This is a genomic window from Flavobacterium gilvum, assembly GCF_001761465.1.
Taxonomy (GTDB): Bacteria; Bacteroidota; Bacteroidia; order Flavobacteriales; family Flavobacteriaceae; genus Flavobacterium; species Flavobacterium gilvum.
The window spans coordinates 2,422,562-2,439,728 of record NZ_CP017479.1; the positions used below are offsets into that span (position 1 = coordinate 2,422,562).

The window sequence follows — 17,167 nt, forward strand, 5'->3', positions numbered from 1 at the left end:
GCAAAAGATAATATGTGGGCGTGCCCCTTCGTCTCGTCCAAAAAGACGAGACTTCGGGTCGGGCTATCCGCTGTATCTCTCTGTTGCACTACGAGGATGCCGCTTCTATCCCTCACGCAAAAACACAGGACGCATAAAAAAAGACTACTTTGAAAATACAAAGTAGTCTTTATTATTGATTGAAATGGTAGGGAAGTTGCAGTAAAAAATGTCTGCCTAAGCATTATATTTTCTCCACAGGCATGAGTCTTATTTTGTTGCAATATAGATTTTGACTTCTGAATTTTCTCCATTTTGAGACTTTTCTCCGTAAACTTCAAAGTCGTAACTATATTTTCTGTTTAATTCTTTATGCCTTTTCCAAATATCAATCCAAGTAGTTACAATGGCAATTGGCATTTCTCCTTTTGCAATAAATTTTTGAAAGTTCTCTGGTTGGAATTCACGTCCTATTAGTCCGTCCGGGATTTTGTCAAGTGTGGAAACGGGAATGCCTATTATGGTTGTATAGTCTTCTGTAAAGTCACTTTTGTAATCGGTATAAATTGCCAAAATTTCATTTGAGCATTTGTTTGGAATTATCTCTGCCAAATTTTCAGAAAAAAATTGTCCCCACAGGTTTCCTAGGTCTTGTTGAGCCTTATTGTCTTTATTTGTTGTTCGGGTTGAAATCCCAATTATCTTAAATCCGTTTGTCATTTTATTTTTTGGTTTTTATTAGTCTGTCGACAGTTATTATTCTATATGTGTTTGAATTTATGGTGATTTTGATATTATTCCTGACATTTGAAACATAAAAATTTTTTCCGATTTTCTGAAAATCCTGTTCATGTGTTTCCTTCAGGATTGCAAAAAGCAGTGTTTCAATTTCAGTTTTCGAGTAATTGCTTTTCAGTTTTTTATTAATTCTGTCGTAAACGAGCTTTGTGTAACAAATGTTATTCAGAATTTCAGTTTTGTCTATGTTCATTTTCTTGTTGTTTCCATTTAACTCAAAGTTTTAGTATCCCTAATTTTGTACAAATCTTTTTGTGTGGTAATTGTCTTCATTTTTAATCGTTTGAGCGGATAAATCCATTTGAATTTTCATAATTTTAAGTTCAATTATTTCCTCTTTTTTGAATTTGTTGCCCCGGCACTTTGAGGTGATGGGAATTCCCTAAACGAATATTTTTTGCTTAACAAAACGTGATGGTTTAATTTTTTACTGATAATCATTTGTAGACAAATGCGTTTTTTTCTTTAAGACCTTCGGCTTGTAAAAGCTTAACACTTATACTGTCATAATTATTTTTCAAGTTTTTGTTGTATCTGGGAGAACACGCTTGATCCAACTTTGGGGTTATTTCCTTGTAAATACCTGTTCTTATCCTATCATAAATTTTTTTCACTTCTGCGGGATCAGTAGCTGTTTTTAGAGAGTCAAATTGACGTTGTTTCAATGAGACGATTTTTTGGGCAGGCTCACAATCGCAACTCAATCCATCATACAGTTTCAGTGCAGGTAGATTATTAAGTGTAGCAGTATTCTTTGGGAAACTGAAGTTCTCCGGAAAATAATCACTTCCCATGTAGGTAAAAAACTCTTTTTCCCGGAATATTTTGCTTCTAATTACAGTCGTCATCTCTGTTGTTATGCCTGCAACAGTTAACCCATTTCTCAGTTGTTCACCTAATCCAAGATTCCAATTATATTCATAACGCTCAATAAAAAGGCTGTTTACCAGTTTAAAAGGTACTTTTACAACTTCTCCAGAAGCAAGAGTGAAAGGGAATAAATATGCAGGAGCCATCCTATTTACCTCCTTCATATTAATTTCTTTGCCCCTTATCTTGAACAATTCGTAATAGAATACATAATTGCTCAATGTAGGATTGAGTATAACATCTTCATCACAGGGTATGGCGACAAATTTTACGGACTGGTTATTGTAAGTAAGCGTGTGAGAACCGTATTTGAGCATAACATCTTTTCCAGAATTGGCAGGCAATTGGTAAGTGCTGTTGTCAATTTGTAACGAAATAGTGTTGGCGGTTGGATTATCTATACGGAACTTTTTTTCGACTATGGCTTTTTGATTATTCTGGCAACTGCCTGATAAAAAAGCTATAAATAAAACGAAGAAGAAATAATATATAGTTTTCATTGATTTAAAATTAAGTTTTTACTTTTTTACTACTTGTGTTACGATATAAGAATTGAGGTAATCATCTGTCTTAGCCGATACCAACTGTTCTGTTTTATAGAACACATTCTTATTGGCAACCCAAAGTTCAGATGTTCCTGTTCCAAATGAATGAACTTTCATTTTTGACAGATCTTTGTAATCATCATAAGGAATGGAATCATTGTAATAGGCGTCAAAAGTAATGGTGTTCTCTTCCACTGATTTCAGTTTGAAAACTGTTGCTGGAGAGTTATAAGGAGCACTATTGCGCCTTGCTAGAACTACATCACCCGGCTGAAGGTTATGCAGCCATTTTGTTCTGTCTGTCTGAGTATAAGTTGTAGCATAATTTTCATTAGCTTTTTCGCTTTCTTTTTTTGAATTGTAAACACTCACCAATAAACCGATTGCTAATGCAAATAATACGGTTAATGCAAATACAATAATTCCATATGTTTTCAGAAAGGAAGGTTTGTATTCCATTTTCCTTTTTTTGACAATCTCACTGATTTCAACTCCGTAATTGGATTTTGGATATGCTTTGCCACAATTTGCGCACTCAACAACTACTTTGCATACAGTGGATGACATCCAAAGGATACTACTTACTTTGACATAAGAAGTAAAAAGTTTTCCTTCATTCGTTCCACAAGCCTTGCATGCAGTAGGCAATTTGATATTTTCCTCTTTTAATGGTCTTGTCTGTATATTATATGTAATTATCATTCTTTAGCTATTTTTTGAATTATTATTAGGATATTCTTAACGCAGGAACTTCCCCAGCGGATTAGATTGTTGTCCATTTTATTTTTTCTGTGGAGAGGTTTTTCATTCCTATATGTTTTCGAGAAGCCATTCCTTTCATTGTGAAGTTATACTATACCAAATATCCTGTTGATGGCTGATGCTTTTATCTGTCGCACCATTTGTTGTGTTTCGGCTTCCTGCACATGTGCGGCAATGCATGTTTTTATTTTTTGAATGATGGGCATACAGGCTGCTACTTTGCCACGGGTATATTTAGTATGTGCCTGTGCAAAGAAATAGTTCAACGCTACAAAATGCGTAGAGGCATTGACCAATGGATAATCCCTTAGCCGTTCGTAGCTCTTTTTATAATAGAAGCTTCCATGTTGCAGGCCATTGTTTACAAAATCCGTGAGCTTGGGCAGAAAGACTTTTGCATACAATTTTTGCTCTTCAGTAAAAAGTACTTCATTATTAAATGCTTCGGGCGGTGGTAAAATAAAACAGCTCAATATCTTCACTTCTGCGCTTTTTTTGTAATACCCATCTGTTACCATTTCTACCTTTTCTAGCAACTGCAGCGTTACTAGTGGATAGAATTGTTTTATTTGTTGGTAATAATTTTTTAGCGCAACAAATTGTGGATGATTAAATAACATTTGCAGGTCTTTATCTTTCCAAATCAATTCTATCTGATCGTAGCCGAAATGCAATGCGCCGCTGATGCTGCTAAGAGCCTCTTCTGTATTGCCTAGTGCAGCAAAGATGCATGCTGTGTTGTGAAAGATGTATGGATTAAGAAAACAATCAGCTTTCACTTTTGAATAAAGTTGTGCTGTCGCTTCAAGATATTGCTTATCGTTGGTGCTTTTGTATAGCTGAAAACAACTGAAGAAGTAATTATTTAATGCTCTGAGGAAACTATCGTTGTACCTCCACTTTGTATATTTTTCTTCAAAGTCATTAGCAAGCCATTTGTTCATGTTGGCAAAGTAGCCTGCTTCATCCTTTTCATTATAATCAGGATAATTGTTTTTACCCTTCGTGGCTTCCATTTCAATTAGCAAAGTTCTTGCTTTTGCAAGATATTCTTCTAAAGATGAAATGCGTTCTACAGTAAGTTTTGTGGTATTTATATCGTAATTATGTATGATAAATTCGCCACTCTTATCGCGACAATGCAATACAAAACAGCCTGCAAACGCACCAGAAGGGTTCGGTAATTCATGTGTCTTTCTAAATTGCTGTGCATCTTTTGATAGTATTTCAAATGTAGGTGCATCTATATTTTCCAATATTGCATCATGTGCCCTCACCTGCGTTTTGCTGAACAACAAAATATTCTGATGAAAATAGCCGCTTGTGTTTAACTCGTAAGCTCCTGTTTCTTGCTTAGCGAGTTGTATGCCCGTATAGTAGATATGATTTTTATCTTCGCTCACATATTCACTCAGCATTCTAAAACTAAGCCCGTCGGAGTTTGGGTATGCTTGCAGTGTGTCATTATATACAGCTTCGGCGGCGGAAAAATAAGTTTGTTCTCCTTTGCGGTGCATTTTAAATTTTGCAGGATCTGTAGTTATGCAGGCGTTCCCTACAATTACTTTTTTATCATCACAAACGCCGTAAGGAGTTTGGCGCAACTCTTGCAGGTTGATGTTGTCATATATACATACTTCATCCTTAGCAGCACTATAAAAATGTTGTCCGTTGTAGAAATAGCCAGCAAAAATTTCGATTGGTTTTTCTAAAGTTGCTGTATGCAGGTTGCCTTTTAGCATTTGGACACGATGTGTTTCCTGCAAGGCTTTTACCTTTTTTACTATAGCAGTGTCTACTACTTTTGGGAATGTCAATGCATAGCTGGTATCGGCAACTTTGAAAAAATGTTTATCTGCATCTTTTCCGAAGTCTTTCAATTCCTTTTCGGTGAATGTATGGTCTGTGAATTTTCCGTTTTGGACATTGGCCGAATATACAAAATCATCTGAAGAAAAATTTAAACTGTCGCGGGTTGCTATAAGATAACCATTGGCATTTTCTTCAAGGTAAGGTTCTGATTGTCTCAACATAGCCAACAATGGGTGTTCTAATATATATTGACCTTCTCCATAATTAAAATAAAAGAAGGCATAGAGTGCAGCTTCTTTCTTTATGTATTTGAATACAAAAAAATCACGGTTATCTCTTGCCGTTAATACATCAAAAATGTTTTGCGCTACTATAGTACCCGCTATTTTGCGAATGTATTTTTTATAGTTGTCTTGAGGTAGTTGTATTTTGGCGGTGATGCCAACGGGTTGTGACATGGTTTAGTCGTTTATTGAGTTTGTTTTACATCTTGGTTTTGTTGAATTTCATTTCGTACGGAAGCGGAATCGTTATTTTTCTAATTATGTTATTACTCAAAAAAATTTTGTTTCCATTTTTCTATCGTTATGTTCAGCTCTATATATTTTGTATCTTCATATATAGCCTCTATTGAAGTGTTGCATTCAATTGCATATTCTTGGTACTCTTGTATAATTTCCTGCTGTTTGTATTTCAAATAATGTATAATGCTTTGTATTTGTGGGTTGTTTAAAAGAGAAAACCTATTCTGCTGATATTCTTCATCCAAATTATAACTCAACGTAAACAGTACATCAGGCGAAAAGAGGTTTTGCTTTATGCGTAGTTCCTCTTCTAAAATGTCAAACATTATAAATTTAGGCAAGTGGAAACGCATTCCTTTGGCATCAAAAAACGATAGGGAACTTGCGCAATCAGCGAGGTCTTGATAAGCAATATTTTGCCAGTTATTCCTTTCGTCTTTTTTTCTTAGTTGCAATATTGTTTTATTATCTGCATAATCATCAATACCTTGTCCTTCCCAAAGACCAATGCCATCTTCTAGTATAACATCTTTAAATGCTATTTGTATTTCATTTATTAGTTCATCTTTAGTCATGTCAATTTGTAACTGATTGGTATTCCTTATAAATTTTTGCTTACTATTCAATTCGATAGCGCGGATTTGCAATCCGTGCCCATTCCGATTGTTAAGTCTGAGTATTTTCTATTTTTTTTAATTCTATTCTTATTTCTCTATCTACTTTGTGGGCACGGATTGAAAATTCGCGCTATCGGGTTTTTTATGTTCCAAATTGTCTTAAATGATGGTCAAAATGTTTCCATTGTAAAATTGCCCATTCCTCTGGTGTTAAATTTCCGAAAAATGAATGGGGATGTTTTGTGCATTTTTCAGATCCGTTTTCATAAAATTGTCCAACAAGCTGAATAGCTTTTCCTTTTTCTTTTTCAAATTCTTTTTTGTCTATAAAAATATAGTTTTTGTCTGTCGGAGAATTTTTGTCCATAGGTTTGTCATTTAAAAATTTCTTTTTGAGAAATCCCCCTATGATTTTTCCAATAAACATTCTCTTGGGAAAATTTAGTCCCATTGCTGTTTCAATCGAAATATTTACGTGAGCTAACATTTGAGCTACGTCCATTTTTCCCCATTGTCTTTCTGCATTTGGTTGAAGATTGTCCAACCTTTTAAGTATTCCGTTTGTGTCCGCTTGGTTATATAGATTATTCATCTTTTTTGTCTGTTATTTGTTTAGGAATGTTTCTGATACACTTTCCGCCAACTTAGCTCTACAAAGTCTCCTGACTTTGTAGAGACAATTAAGTTTTTTCTTTCTTTAGTCCTAAAGATTAAAAACCGAATTTAGCATTAATATTATGCTTTGCAGCATACGCTTTTGCAGCAGTCATCAATCTTGTGAACTTTGAATCTATTTCTTCTTGAGTTGAAGCGTCAAATTCTGTAATTGCTTTTTGGATTTGTTCAGGTGAAGCTTTTTCGTCTTTCATTTTAGCAATTGGCAAATAACCTTCTTTTTGCTTCTCAATTGCATAAGAAAACAAGTCTTTTGATGACTGAATAAGTTCTTTGTTGTCATCATCTTCCGGTATATCCTTAAGAGTTTGCAATCGAGTTTCTAAATTGGTTATGCTAAAATTAAAAAAATCATAATAAGAAGAAGCAACCATCTTTTTTTGATTTTCATCATAAACTTGTGGTTCTGATTCCAACTTATAATTGATTTCTTTACTGCCAAAACTCGACAGTGTGTTCGAATTTAAAGCGGCTATATCAAATATTTTTTCCGGCGAAAGGTCGGTACAAGATGTAGAAACCAAACTTCCGATAATTACGAATACAAACAGGCTTGTAGTTTTTAAGATTTTTTTCATTTGTTTATTGTTTATCCTTTTAATATTTTATTTTTCTCAACTTCAAATTCTTCTACCGTCAAAATCCCGGCATCCAAAAGTTCCTTTAAATCCAGTAGAGCCTTTTTCTTGCCCTCCATCGAATTTGCAGTACCCGATTTTACAGCTTCTTGACTAGGAGAAGTCTGAATAGGTGTTACAACCGTTCCGGAAGGAGCGTATTTCAAGATTAATTCTGTAATTTCATTAAAACCTTTCACATTCGAATAGTCAATTGCTTTTTGCTCTTTTATGTTTACAATTGAGGCATCGGCTTTGTTGTCAAGCAAATATTTTACAACGTCTTTCTTACCGTTATCGTTGCGAAGTCAGGAGACTTTACAGAATGTAGACTTTAGATTATACAAATATATCCAGGCTGATAACGTTTGCCTGTAGTATAATCTCCTTTGAAAATGTAGTATTTGTTATTGTATTTTTGAAGAAATACACCTAATTGAAGATTCAACGTAAGAAAAACGAAAAGAAAACAGATGCTTTCGAATCAAAAAAGGAAATTGAAAAAAGAACTGAAACAACAAGTCATTCCTTTAGAAAGGATAAGTTTTTGAATTTTTATAAAGTCATCAACTACTTTTTTTATAACTCAAAATTGCCATCGTATTAAAAATAATAGCAAAAGTAATCAATGCTGTAAGTTGTGTGCCTAATTCAGATATTCCGCTGCCTTTTAAGTAAACGAGTCGCATTACCTGCATAAAGTATTTCAACGGATTCAGTTGCGTGACGTATTGTGCCCATTGTGGCATGCTTTCTATTGGGGTAAATAATCCGCTAAGTAATATCAGAATCAGCATAAAAAAGAATATCACAAACATAGCCTGTTGCATCGTATTGGAGTAATTGGAAATCACCAATCCAAAACCAGAAACTCCCAAAATGTATATGGTGGCAAAGAAGTAAATGGTTGCCAAATTGCCCGCAGGCACCAATCCGTAAGCCAAATAAGCAACGCCAAAACTGATAGTTAAAACCGTAAATCCGATAATCCAGTACGGAATCAATTTGGAAATAATAAAAATCTTTTTGGACACAGGAGTAACATTTATTTGCTCCATAGTGCCGCTTTCTTTTTCCCCTACAATGTTCAGTGCGGGAAGGAAACCGCAAAGCATTGTGAGTATCATTACCATTAATGCCGGAACAATAAAAATAGTATACTGAAGATGCGGATTGAATTTATTTTTTGGGACAATTTCGATGATTTTTGCGTTAGCCAATTTTGATGCGTCAATCCATTGACTTCTTATTTGATTGGAAAAATCCGAAATAACGCTAGACAAGTAAGCACTTCCCAAACCTCCTTTGGTGCCATTTACGGCATTGGCAGAAATCATCAGTTTGGCATTTTGATTTCGAACCAAATCCCTTTCAAAATAGGGAGGAATTTCTAAAATAATATCTGATTTATCGGTTTCAATGCTTTTTAATGCTTGATTGTAATTCGGTGCTATTTCGGTCAATCGGAAGTAACCGCCCGAAGCTACTTTTTGAATTAACTGTCGCGAATAACTGCTGTGGTCGTTGTCAATCACGCAAAGATTAATATTCTTGACTTCAAAATTGGTGGCTAATGGAAAGACCAAAATTGCCATCAATGGGTAGGCCACAATCAATCTCGGCAGAAATGAATTGCGCAGAATCTGTTTGAATTCTTTTTCTAATAAAAACTTCAGCATAATTATTCGAGTCTTATTTTAAACTTTTTCAAACTAACTATTATTAATACCAATGCCATACCGCAAAGTACCAAAACTTCTTTCCACACCGAGCCAATTCCTGTGCCTTTTATCATGATATCTTTTACAATAACAATAAACCATTTGGCAGGAATAATATTGGATACATATTGCAGCGCAATCGGCATATTTTCGGTTGGGAATATCATACCGGAAAGCAACATTACCGGCATCAGAAAAACCATTCCCGAAACCAACATCGCTGACAATTGAGTGTCTGTTATGGTTGAAACCAATAGTCCCAAAGAAAGCGAAACAATGATGAAAATCAGACAAACCAAGATTAACAAAAGCAAACTTCCAACGATTGGTACATTCAAAACAAAAACAGATAATAGCAATACCGTTGCGAGATTCACGCAGGAAATGAAGAAATAAGGTACCGCTTTCGCTAAAATGATATAGATGGGTTTCATTGGGGAAACGAGTAAAATTTCCATCGTTCCCAACTCTTTTTCACGTACAATCGAAATGGAAGTCATCATCGCACAAATCAGCATCAATATCATACCCAAAACGCCCGGAACAAAATTATAAGCTCCTTTCATCTGCGGGTTGTAAAGTAATTTCACTTCGGGTACAATTTGGAAAGGAATCGTAGTTTGCGATAGTAAATCCCTTTGATAACTGCTAATAATTGCCGAAGCATAATTGGTCAACGTCGTTGCAGTATTTGGGTCGGTGGCATCTGCCAATATTTGTACTTGTGCTTTTCCGGTGTGCATCAGTGTTTCGTTGAAACGTTCACTAAATACAACAACCAAACCGACTTTTCCATCCTTAAAAACGTCGTCCAATTGTGAGGAATTGTCTAAATATCTAGTTATTTCGAAGTAATCACTAGCTTTTAACCGCTCAATTATTTGTTGTGTTGCAATGTCTTTGGAGGGGTCATAAATCGCAATTTTGGAATTCTTAACTTCCGTTGTAATGGCAAATCCAAAAAGAATTATCTGAATGATAGGCATTAATAAGAGTATCATCATCGTTCGGACATCGCGAAAAATGTGATAGAATTCTTTTTTAACAAATGTTATAAACTGCTTCATTTACAATGAATTATTTTGAATTTTTTTAACCGCAAGGAACGCAAGGAAAGATTTTACTTTATTTCTAAAAACGCTATGAGCGCAAAGCTTTGTGAACTTTGCGTAAAACTTTGTGCCCTTTGCGGTTAAATACTTAGCAACTTTAATCCCATTTTTTTATTATAATCAATCACCATTACGTGTTGCTTTTCTCGCCAATTGTTGAAAAACGCCGTCCATATTCATAGCATTAAATTGTTTTTTTAAATTTTTTGGAGTGTCTAGCGCTTCAATTTTTCCATCAACCATGATAGAAACCCGGTCACAATATTCGGCTTCATCCATATAATGTGTGGTCACAAAAACCGTTATTCCATCGGCTGCAGCCTTATAAATAAGTTCCCAAAATTGTCGCCGTGTAAAAGGATCAACGCCTCCCGTTGGTTCATCTAGAAACACAATTTTTGGATTATGAAAAATCGACACCGAAAAAGCTAATTTCTGTTTCCAACCCAAAGGCAAATCTTTTACAAGCGTATTGCGTTCGCTTTCAAAATTCAATGTGTGTAACAATGTGTCGGTTTTGTCTGCAATACTTTTTTTGTCCATACCATAAATACCGGCAAATAATCGAATGTTTTCCCACACTTTCAAATCGTTGTACAGCGAAAACTTCTGACTCATATAACCAATATTTTTTTTAATCAGTTCAGGCTTTTTGTTAATATCAAAACCGGCAACAATTCCAGTGCCCGAAGTTGGTATGCTCAACCCGCACAACATCCGCATAGCCGTTGTTTTTCCTGCTCCATTTGCTCCTAGAAAACCAAATATTTCGCCTTGTTCTACCTCAAAAGAGATATGGTCAACGGCTGTAAAATTTCCAAACCGTTTCACAAGATTATTTACTTCAATAACTTTCATACTGTCTCGGTTTTAAAACATTACCCAAGTCCATAAAACAGTCTTCTATATTAGCTTCAATTGGTTCGATATGAATTGCTTTGTGTCCTTTTTCTGCTAGAAAGTTTGTCAATTCTTGCATAGAATAGTTCTCATTTGCAATTGTTACATGAAGATTTTCCCCAAAAGCAAAACAGCTAAGTATGTTTTCGTTTAGTCTCACATCATTCAGGAGTGTATGCATATTAGTGCTTTGAACCGCCCACAAAATTTTATCAAACTGCTTGATAATGTTTTTTGGAGTGTCAATTTTTAGGATTTTACCCTCGGTAATCAGCGCAATTCTATCGCACAGCGTGGCTTCGTCCATATATGGAGTAGAAACCAAAATGGCAATACCTTGTTTTTGCAATCTCTTGAGCATTTCCCAAAATTCTTTTCTCGAAACCGGATCAACTCCAGTGGTTGGTTCGTCCAAAAATAAAACCGAAGGTTTGTGAATCAAAGCGCAACTCAACGCCAATTTTTGTTTCATTCCGCCGGATAAAGCGCCGGAACGTCTGTCTTTAAAAGGCTCAATTTGCTCGTAAATATCTTTTATCAGATGGTAATTTTCTTCAATCGTGGTATTAAAAACCGTCGCAAAAAAATTAAGATTTTCCTCGACAGTTAAATCCTGATACAATGAAAATCGCCCTGGCATATAACCAACGTGGTTTCTTATTTCCTTAAAGTCTTTTACAACATCCAAGTCAACAACCGAAGCGCTTCCGCTGTCGGGTTTTAAAAGCGTGGTCAGAATACGAAATAAGGTTGTTTTTCCCGCTCCATCAGGACCTATTATACCAAATATTTCACCAGATGCTACTTCAAACGAAATAGAATCCAACGCTTTATGTTTGGCATAACTTTTATTAATATTCTGTACAGAAACGGCTTTCATTTTTTTTTACCATTTTTTTACCATTTTTTTTTTACCATTAAGATATTAAGAAAATTAAGTTTTACCCTTAATGAACGTTAATATCTTAATGGTTTTAAGAGAAAAAAACTTTATTTTTTTTACCATTAAGAAAATTAAGTTTTAGTCTTAATAACCTTAATATCTTAATGGTTTTAAGAGAAAAAAACTTTATTTTTTTTTTACCATTAAGAAAATTAAGTTTTACCCTTAATGAACGTTAATATCTTAATGGTTTTAAGAGAAAAAAACTTTATTTTTTTTTTACCATTAAGAAAATTAAGTTTTACCCTTAATGAACGTTAATATCTTAATGGTTTTAAGAGAAAAAAACTTTATTTTTTTTTTACCATTAAGAAAATTAAGTTTTACCCTTAATGAACGTTAATATCTTAATGGTTTTAAGAGAAAAAAACTTTATTTTTTTTACCATTAAGAAAATTAAGTTTTAGTCTTAATAACCTTAATATCTTAATGGTTCAATAGAAAAAAAAACTTTATTTTAATTTTTAATTTTAATATCGCCGTACATTCCAATTTTCAGGTACCCATCGTTTGGAACAGCAATTTTTACGGCGTAAACCGAGTTCGCTCTTTCATCTTTTGTCTGAATCGTTTTGGGCGTAAATTCCGATTTGTCAGAAATCCAACTAATTGTTCCCGAATATTCTTTTCGTTCGTCTTTGCCAAAATCAACAAAAACGGTAACCTTTTGACTTAATTTAATTTGAGAAAGCTGACTCGAAGTCACATAAGCTCTCAAAATCATATTTTTGACATCCGCAATTTTATAAAGTGGATGCCCAATTGTTGTCATCTCAAAAGCATTCGAATATTTGACCAAAACAGTACCGTTTATCGGATTAATGATTTTGCATTTTTTCAGTTGATCTTCTATTTGTGCCAATTGCACATTAACGCCATTTCCTTGTTCATTAAGCGATGAGGTGGTCGTGTTCAGACTGCTTTTTTGGGCCGTAATTTTTGATTGCAAAACGGCAATTCTTGTAGTGGCATCATCCAATTGTTTTTTTGAAGCGACATCTCCGGCAACCAAATTGGCAATACGTTTTTTGTCCGTAATGGCATTTTCGAGTTCCTTCTCCAAAGACGCAATTTGAGTCGAAATGTCAGGTCTTCCCGATAAAATCGCCTTTTTATTTTGCGACAACTGCATCTTGCTCAAATACAATTGCGTGCTGTCAATAACCCCAATTTGTTGGTTTTCTTTCAATAAATCGCCCTCGTTAACATTCAGCTCAAGAATCTGACCGTTGGCTTCGGCAGAAACGATTACCTCTGTCGCTTCAAAAGTCCCCGAGGCATCATATTCATTTTTTGTGTCTTTACACGAAAAGAAAAAGAATAGTATGACGGCAAATGGTGCTATTTTATATTTCATTATTTTAAAAATTTAAAGTTCAATATTTTAAAGTTCATTCTTTTTTTGGAGCAGAAAGATTAGGCATTTTCAGTAATCATTGGTCCCGCTTTTCGTTACAATCTTGTGTGCCGAACCCCGGCACACAAGGATTTCCACTGCAATCGGGGCTAAAGTGAGAGATTTTTGCATTTTTGCAATCATTCCCAAAAATCTTGTCATTTTCTGTTCCTGCAAGGTCTTTTTTCACAATATTGTCATTCCGACGTAGGAGGAATCTCCGGTGCAAAATCGACAAAGATTATAGACTTTGATTGAGGAGTTATTTGTTTAGATTGCTTCGCCAGTTCGCTATCGCTCGTGTCCTCGTTCCTCGGAATGACAAACTGGGTCGATTTATGCAAGTTCAACTCATAATTCATAATTCATAACTCATAATTCATAATTATCTCTAATTTCCTTTTATCGTTTTATAATTATACAAGCTCATCAGCAGTTGAACATTGTGAAGTGCTTTATTGCTGCGAGCCTCGCTTTCCTTGTTTATGGCGGTAATCAAATCGTTCATAGAACACATACCATTATCTTTTTTCAGTTGGTAGGCTTTTTTGATTTTTTCTTTTAGTGCTACAATTTCGTCGTCTTTAAGAAGGATTGTTTTTTGTTTTTCAATCTCGTTTGCCGCTTGTTCCAATTGCAAATTATTGGTAAACAAAAAAGCATCCTGTTGATTGTTGATACGTTCCTTTTTAATTTTTTCCAATTCCTTATTGTTATTCCATTTATATAAACCCGAAGTGTTCCAAGACATACTCAATCCGGCAACGGCGAGCGAGTTTACTTCGGACGAACCCAAACTCATACCAGGAGTTACAAAGATTCCGGCACCAAGAAGGCCAATTTTAGGCATAAGCGAAACTTTATCTATAGACGAAGCCGTTTCCGCAAGTTTTGTTTGATTGGCAAATAAACTAAGTTCCGGTCTGTTGTTTGTCAATGAAGCGTAATTTTCTACGGCTATCGGTTTTTGTAATTGAACATCTTCTTTGAGTGGTTCTCCAATCATATAGGAAAGCATTTCGACATATCCTTTTCGGGTAAAGCTGAATTCGATTTTCTTTTGCTCAAGCGATAAAATTTCGGCCTTAATTTCGTCAACATCCGACTGATAGCCTAATCCGTTGTCTTTTGAAAGTTGTACGCTTTTTAGGTTACGATTAAGATTTTCGTTTAATATCTGAAGTTGATTCAACTGCTCATCAACAACCAAAATCCCAAAATACAACTGGTTTACGCGTTCTTTTATAGTGTGAAAAGCAACATCTGTACTTGCTTTATCGACTTCGGCATTAGCTTTGGCAATATTTTTTTGAGTTTTTGTAGCGCCACCATCCCAAATATTTTGATTGATTTGAGCAATTCCGATAAAAATACCGTCATTTTTTTCAGATGTCTGACCGTTAGGCATTGTTACCGTTGGCAATCCTTTGATAAGATAGCCGCCGATGCCCGTGACGCTCATTTGTGGAAGCCAAGCTTTGTTGGCATTGGAAATTGTATAATCAAGTGATTTTGAAATAAGGTCGTATTCTTTGATAAGCGGATAATTTGCTTTTGCCTTATTTTGACAATCATCGATAGTGACCTGACTCCAACAAGTCAAACTGACGATGAAAAATAGGGAAGTGAGTAGATATTGTTTCATTTTATTAGTCTCTGATATAGTTTAAAACTACGTACTTTAGTGCATTTTGCTTTAGCTTTAAAAAAAAGATAAGCCACAAATTACTTGCCCGAGTCCCGATAATTATCGGTACAAACTGACAAAGTAAATTTACATAAATTAATTAGTGATATTTAACCCAAAATCTGCATTAGATTTTATTTCACAAAGAAACACAAAGAATCCGCAAAGGGCCGCGAAATTTTTAAAGCCATTTTCAAGGAGATACTTTTTCTTTGCGAATCTTTGTGTTAGCTCTGAGTATCTTCGTGAAATTTATTCTAATTGCTTAATCTGGGTTTAATGTAATTTGCGGTATTCTAAAATAAAAAAGCCGCTTTGTCATTCAGGGACAATAGCGGCTTTTTAAACAAATAAAAACTAAAAAGGTTGTTAATATTTAGAAGCAGTAAGCATTTTCGGTAATCAATTTTGAGGCGATTGTTTCCCTCAAACCCACCACATTTGGCATGTTGGTGTATTTTGTATAACGGCTTAATCCCATCAGCATCATGCGTTGTTCATCGCCTTCGGCAAAAGAAATAATACCTTCTTTTCCTTTTTGGGTAACAATATCAACGGCTTTGTATAAATACAATTGCGCCATGGCAATTTGTTCTTTAGCTTTATCGGCACCTTTTGCTTTTGCTAATTTTTCGGTTCTCAAAATAGCACTTTCGGCCATATAGATTTCGATTAAAATATCCGAAGCCGCCATCAGCAATTGTTGGTGTCCTTCAAGATCCGGACCGTATTTTTGAACGGCACCACCGGCAACCATTAGGAACGCTTTTTTTAATTTGCCAATCATTTCTTTTTCTTCGGCAAACAATTCCGAATAATCAGGGGTGTCAAATGACGGAATTCCCATTAATTCTTCCTGTACTTTGGAAGCGGGCCCAAGCAAGTCAACGTGTCCTTTCATAGCTTTTTTAATCAACATACCAATGGAAAGCATTCGGTTGATTTCATTGGTTCCTTCGTAGATTCGGGCAATACGGGCGTCTCTCCAGGCACTTTCCATAGGTGTGTCTTCAGAGAATCCCATCCCGCCGAAGATTTGAATTCCCTCGTCGGCACAATTCTGAATATCTTCGGAAACGGCCACTTTCAGAATCGAACATTCGATAGCATATTCTTCCACACCTTTCAATTCCGATTCCTGGTGAGAAGCGCCTTCGGCTTCGCGAGCTGCGATTCTGTCTTCGATGTCTTTGGTGGCGCGATACGTAGCACTTTCTCCCACATAACATGAAGTTGCCATTTCCGCCAATTTTGAGCGAATAGCACCGAAATGAGAAATAGCGGTATTAAACTGAATTCTTTCATTGGCATAATGAATAGATCCTGTGGTTACTCTGCGCTGCGCATCCAAACAGGCTGCAGCCAGTTTGATACGACCTATGTTTAGCGCATTCATGGCGATTTTAAAACCTTCACCACGGCCTGCCAACATATTTTCTACAGGAACTTTGGTTTCATTGAAGAAAACCTGACGGGTAGAGGAGGCACGAATTCCTAATTTGTGCTCTTCTTCTCCAAAAGAAATTCCGTTGTCTTTTGTGTTTTCCAAAATGAATCCGGTGATGTTTTTATCGTCTTCAATTCTTGCAAAAACGATGAATAAGGAACAAAATCCGGCATTTGAAATCCACATTTTTTGTCCTGTGATTTTATAATGAGTTCCATCATCTGATAAAACTGCCTTTGTTTTTCCTGAATTTGCATCTGATCCAGCGCCCGGTTCGGTCAAGCAATAAGCGCCAAACCACTCACCAGTTGCCAATTTTGGAACGTATTTTTGTTTTTGTTCTTCGGTTCCATATAATGTGATTGGCATGGTTCCGATTCCGGTATGCGCTCCAAAAGCGGTAGAAAAAGATCCCGTTGCCCCCGAAATATAATCACAAACCAAAACAGTATTTACAAACCCCATTCCCATTCCGCCATAAGCTTCGGGCACAGCTACGCTCAAAAAACCAAGATCTCCGGCTTTGCGCATGGATTCCTCGGTAAAAGCATAATCTTTATTTTCGAAACGGTTTTTGTTAGGCCAAATTTCTTTGTCTACAAACTCTTTCACAGAGTCGCGCATCATTAATTGCTCTTCGTTGAAATCCTCAGGAGTGAAGACATCTTCGCATTTTGTCTCTTTTACGATGAATTGACCACCTCTTGTTTTGTCGCTCATGGTTTTTGTTTTTTAGTAATAGACTTTTATATTTTTAATTTC

At 35.5% G+C, this 17,167-nt stretch carries 16 protein-coding genes; all 16 read right to left on the bottom strand.

Translation table 11 applies throughout. From position 1 onward, the window contains the following. Positions 1 to 249 precede the first annotated feature (249 nt). The 16 genes from EM308_RS10220 to EM308_RS10295 all read right to left on the bottom strand — a co-directional run bounded on the left by EM308_RS10220 (position 250) and on the right by EM308_RS10295 (position 17,125). Positions 250 to 699, bottom strand: coding sequence for a GyrI-like domain-containing protein (locus EM308_RS10220; RefSeq protein ID WP_035640110.1), 450 nt, complete (start codon positions 697 to 699; stop codon positions 250 to 252). A 1-nt stretch (position 700) separates the two neighbouring features. Continuing rightward, positions 701 to 970 carry a DUF3781 domain-containing protein gene (locus tag EM308_RS18400; RefSeq protein WP_051877885.1) on the bottom strand — a complete coding sequence of 90 codons (270 nt, stop codon included), beginning with the start codon at positions 968 to 970 and terminating at the stop codon, positions 701 to 703. 244 nt (positions 971 to 1,214) lie between these two features. Continuing rightward, entirely contained in the window at positions 1,215 to 2,147 is a 933-nt protein-coding gene (locus EM308_RS10230) for a hypothetical protein (protein ID WP_035640109.1), read from the bottom strand. An 18-nt stretch (positions 2,148 to 2,165) separates the two neighbouring features. After that, positions 2,166 to 2,894: a hypothetical protein gene (locus EM308_RS10235; protein ID WP_035640107.1), complete on the bottom strand. Its 729-nt coding sequence runs from the start codon at positions 2,892 to 2,894 to the stop codon at positions 2,166 to 2,168. A 146-nt stretch (positions 2,895 to 3,040) separates the two neighbouring features. Then, a complete protein-coding gene (locus EM308_RS10240) occupies positions 3,041 to 5,224 on the bottom strand; it encodes a TPR end-of-group domain-containing protein (protein WP_035640105.1) in 2,184 nt (727 codons plus the stop codon). 92 nt (positions 5,225 to 5,316) lie between these two features. Continuing rightward, on the bottom strand, positions 5,317 to 5,865 hold the full coding sequence (locus tag EM308_RS10245) for a DUF6714 family protein (protein ID WP_051877884.1): 549 nt from the start codon (positions 5,863 to 5,865) through the stop codon (positions 5,317 to 5,319). 184 nt (positions 5,866 to 6,049) lie between these two features. Continuing rightward, positions 6,050 to 6,499: a DUF1569 domain-containing protein gene (locus tag EM308_RS10250; protein WP_035640102.1), complete on the bottom strand. Its 450-nt coding sequence runs from the start codon at positions 6,497 to 6,499 to the stop codon at positions 6,050 to 6,052. A 118-nt stretch (positions 6,500 to 6,617) separates the two neighbouring features. After that, positions 6,618 to 7,160: a hypothetical protein gene (locus tag EM308_RS10255; RefSeq protein WP_035640099.1), complete on the bottom strand. Its 543-nt coding sequence runs from the start codon at positions 7,158 to 7,160 to the stop codon at positions 6,618 to 6,620. Between the two features lie 11 nt (positions 7,161 to 7,171). After that, positions 7,172 to 7,468, bottom strand: coding sequence for an SHOCT domain-containing protein (locus EM308_RS10260; protein WP_035640097.1), 297 nt, complete (start codon positions 7,466 to 7,468; stop codon positions 7,172 to 7,174). Positions 7,469 to 7,765: 297 nt separating this feature from the next. After that, a complete protein-coding gene (locus EM308_RS10265; RefSeq protein ID WP_035640095.1) occupies positions 7,766 to 8,878 on the bottom strand; it encodes an ABC transporter permease in 1,113 nt (370 codons plus the stop codon). Positions 8,879 to 8,880: 2 nt separating this feature from the next. Next, complete coding sequence (locus EM308_RS10270; RefSeq protein WP_035640093.1) at positions 8,881 to 9,987, bottom strand: ABC transporter permease; 1,107 nt, start codon at positions 9,985 to 9,987, stop codon at positions 8,881 to 8,883. 165 nt (positions 9,988 to 10,152) lie between these two features. Next, positions 10,153 to 10,890, bottom strand: coding sequence for an ABC transporter ATP-binding protein (locus EM308_RS10275; RefSeq protein WP_081907359.1), 738 nt, complete (start codon positions 10,888 to 10,890; stop codon positions 10,153 to 10,155). Next, positions 10,877 to 11,812 (bottom strand): ABC transporter ATP-binding protein, encoded by a 936-nt coding sequence (locus tag EM308_RS10280; protein WP_035640091.1) that lies wholly within the window; start codon positions 11,810 to 11,812, stop codon positions 10,877 to 10,879. Before EM308_RS10280 ends, EM308_RS10275 begins: the two co-directional genes overlap by 14 nt. A 520-nt stretch (positions 11,813 to 12,332) precedes the next feature. Beyond that, the gene (locus EM308_RS10285) at positions 12,333 to 13,232 is read right to left on the bottom strand and encodes an HlyD family secretion protein (RefSeq protein ID WP_035640952.1); all 900 of its coding nucleotides are present in this window, start codon (positions 13,230 to 13,232) and stop codon (positions 12,333 to 12,335) included. Positions 13,233 to 13,662: 430 nt separating this feature from the next. Further along, positions 13,663 to 14,916: a TolC family protein gene (locus EM308_RS10290; protein WP_035638935.1), complete on the bottom strand. Its 1,254-nt coding sequence runs from the start codon at positions 14,914 to 14,916 to the stop codon at positions 13,663 to 13,665. Positions 14,917 to 15,334: 418 nt separating this feature from the next. Beyond that, the gene (locus EM308_RS10295; RefSeq protein ID WP_035638933.1) at positions 15,335 to 17,125 is read right to left on the bottom strand and encodes an acyl-CoA dehydrogenase family protein; all 1,791 of its coding nucleotides are present in this window, start codon (positions 17,123 to 17,125) and stop codon (positions 15,335 to 15,337) included. Between the last annotated feature and the right edge of the window lie 42 nt (positions 17,126 to 17,167).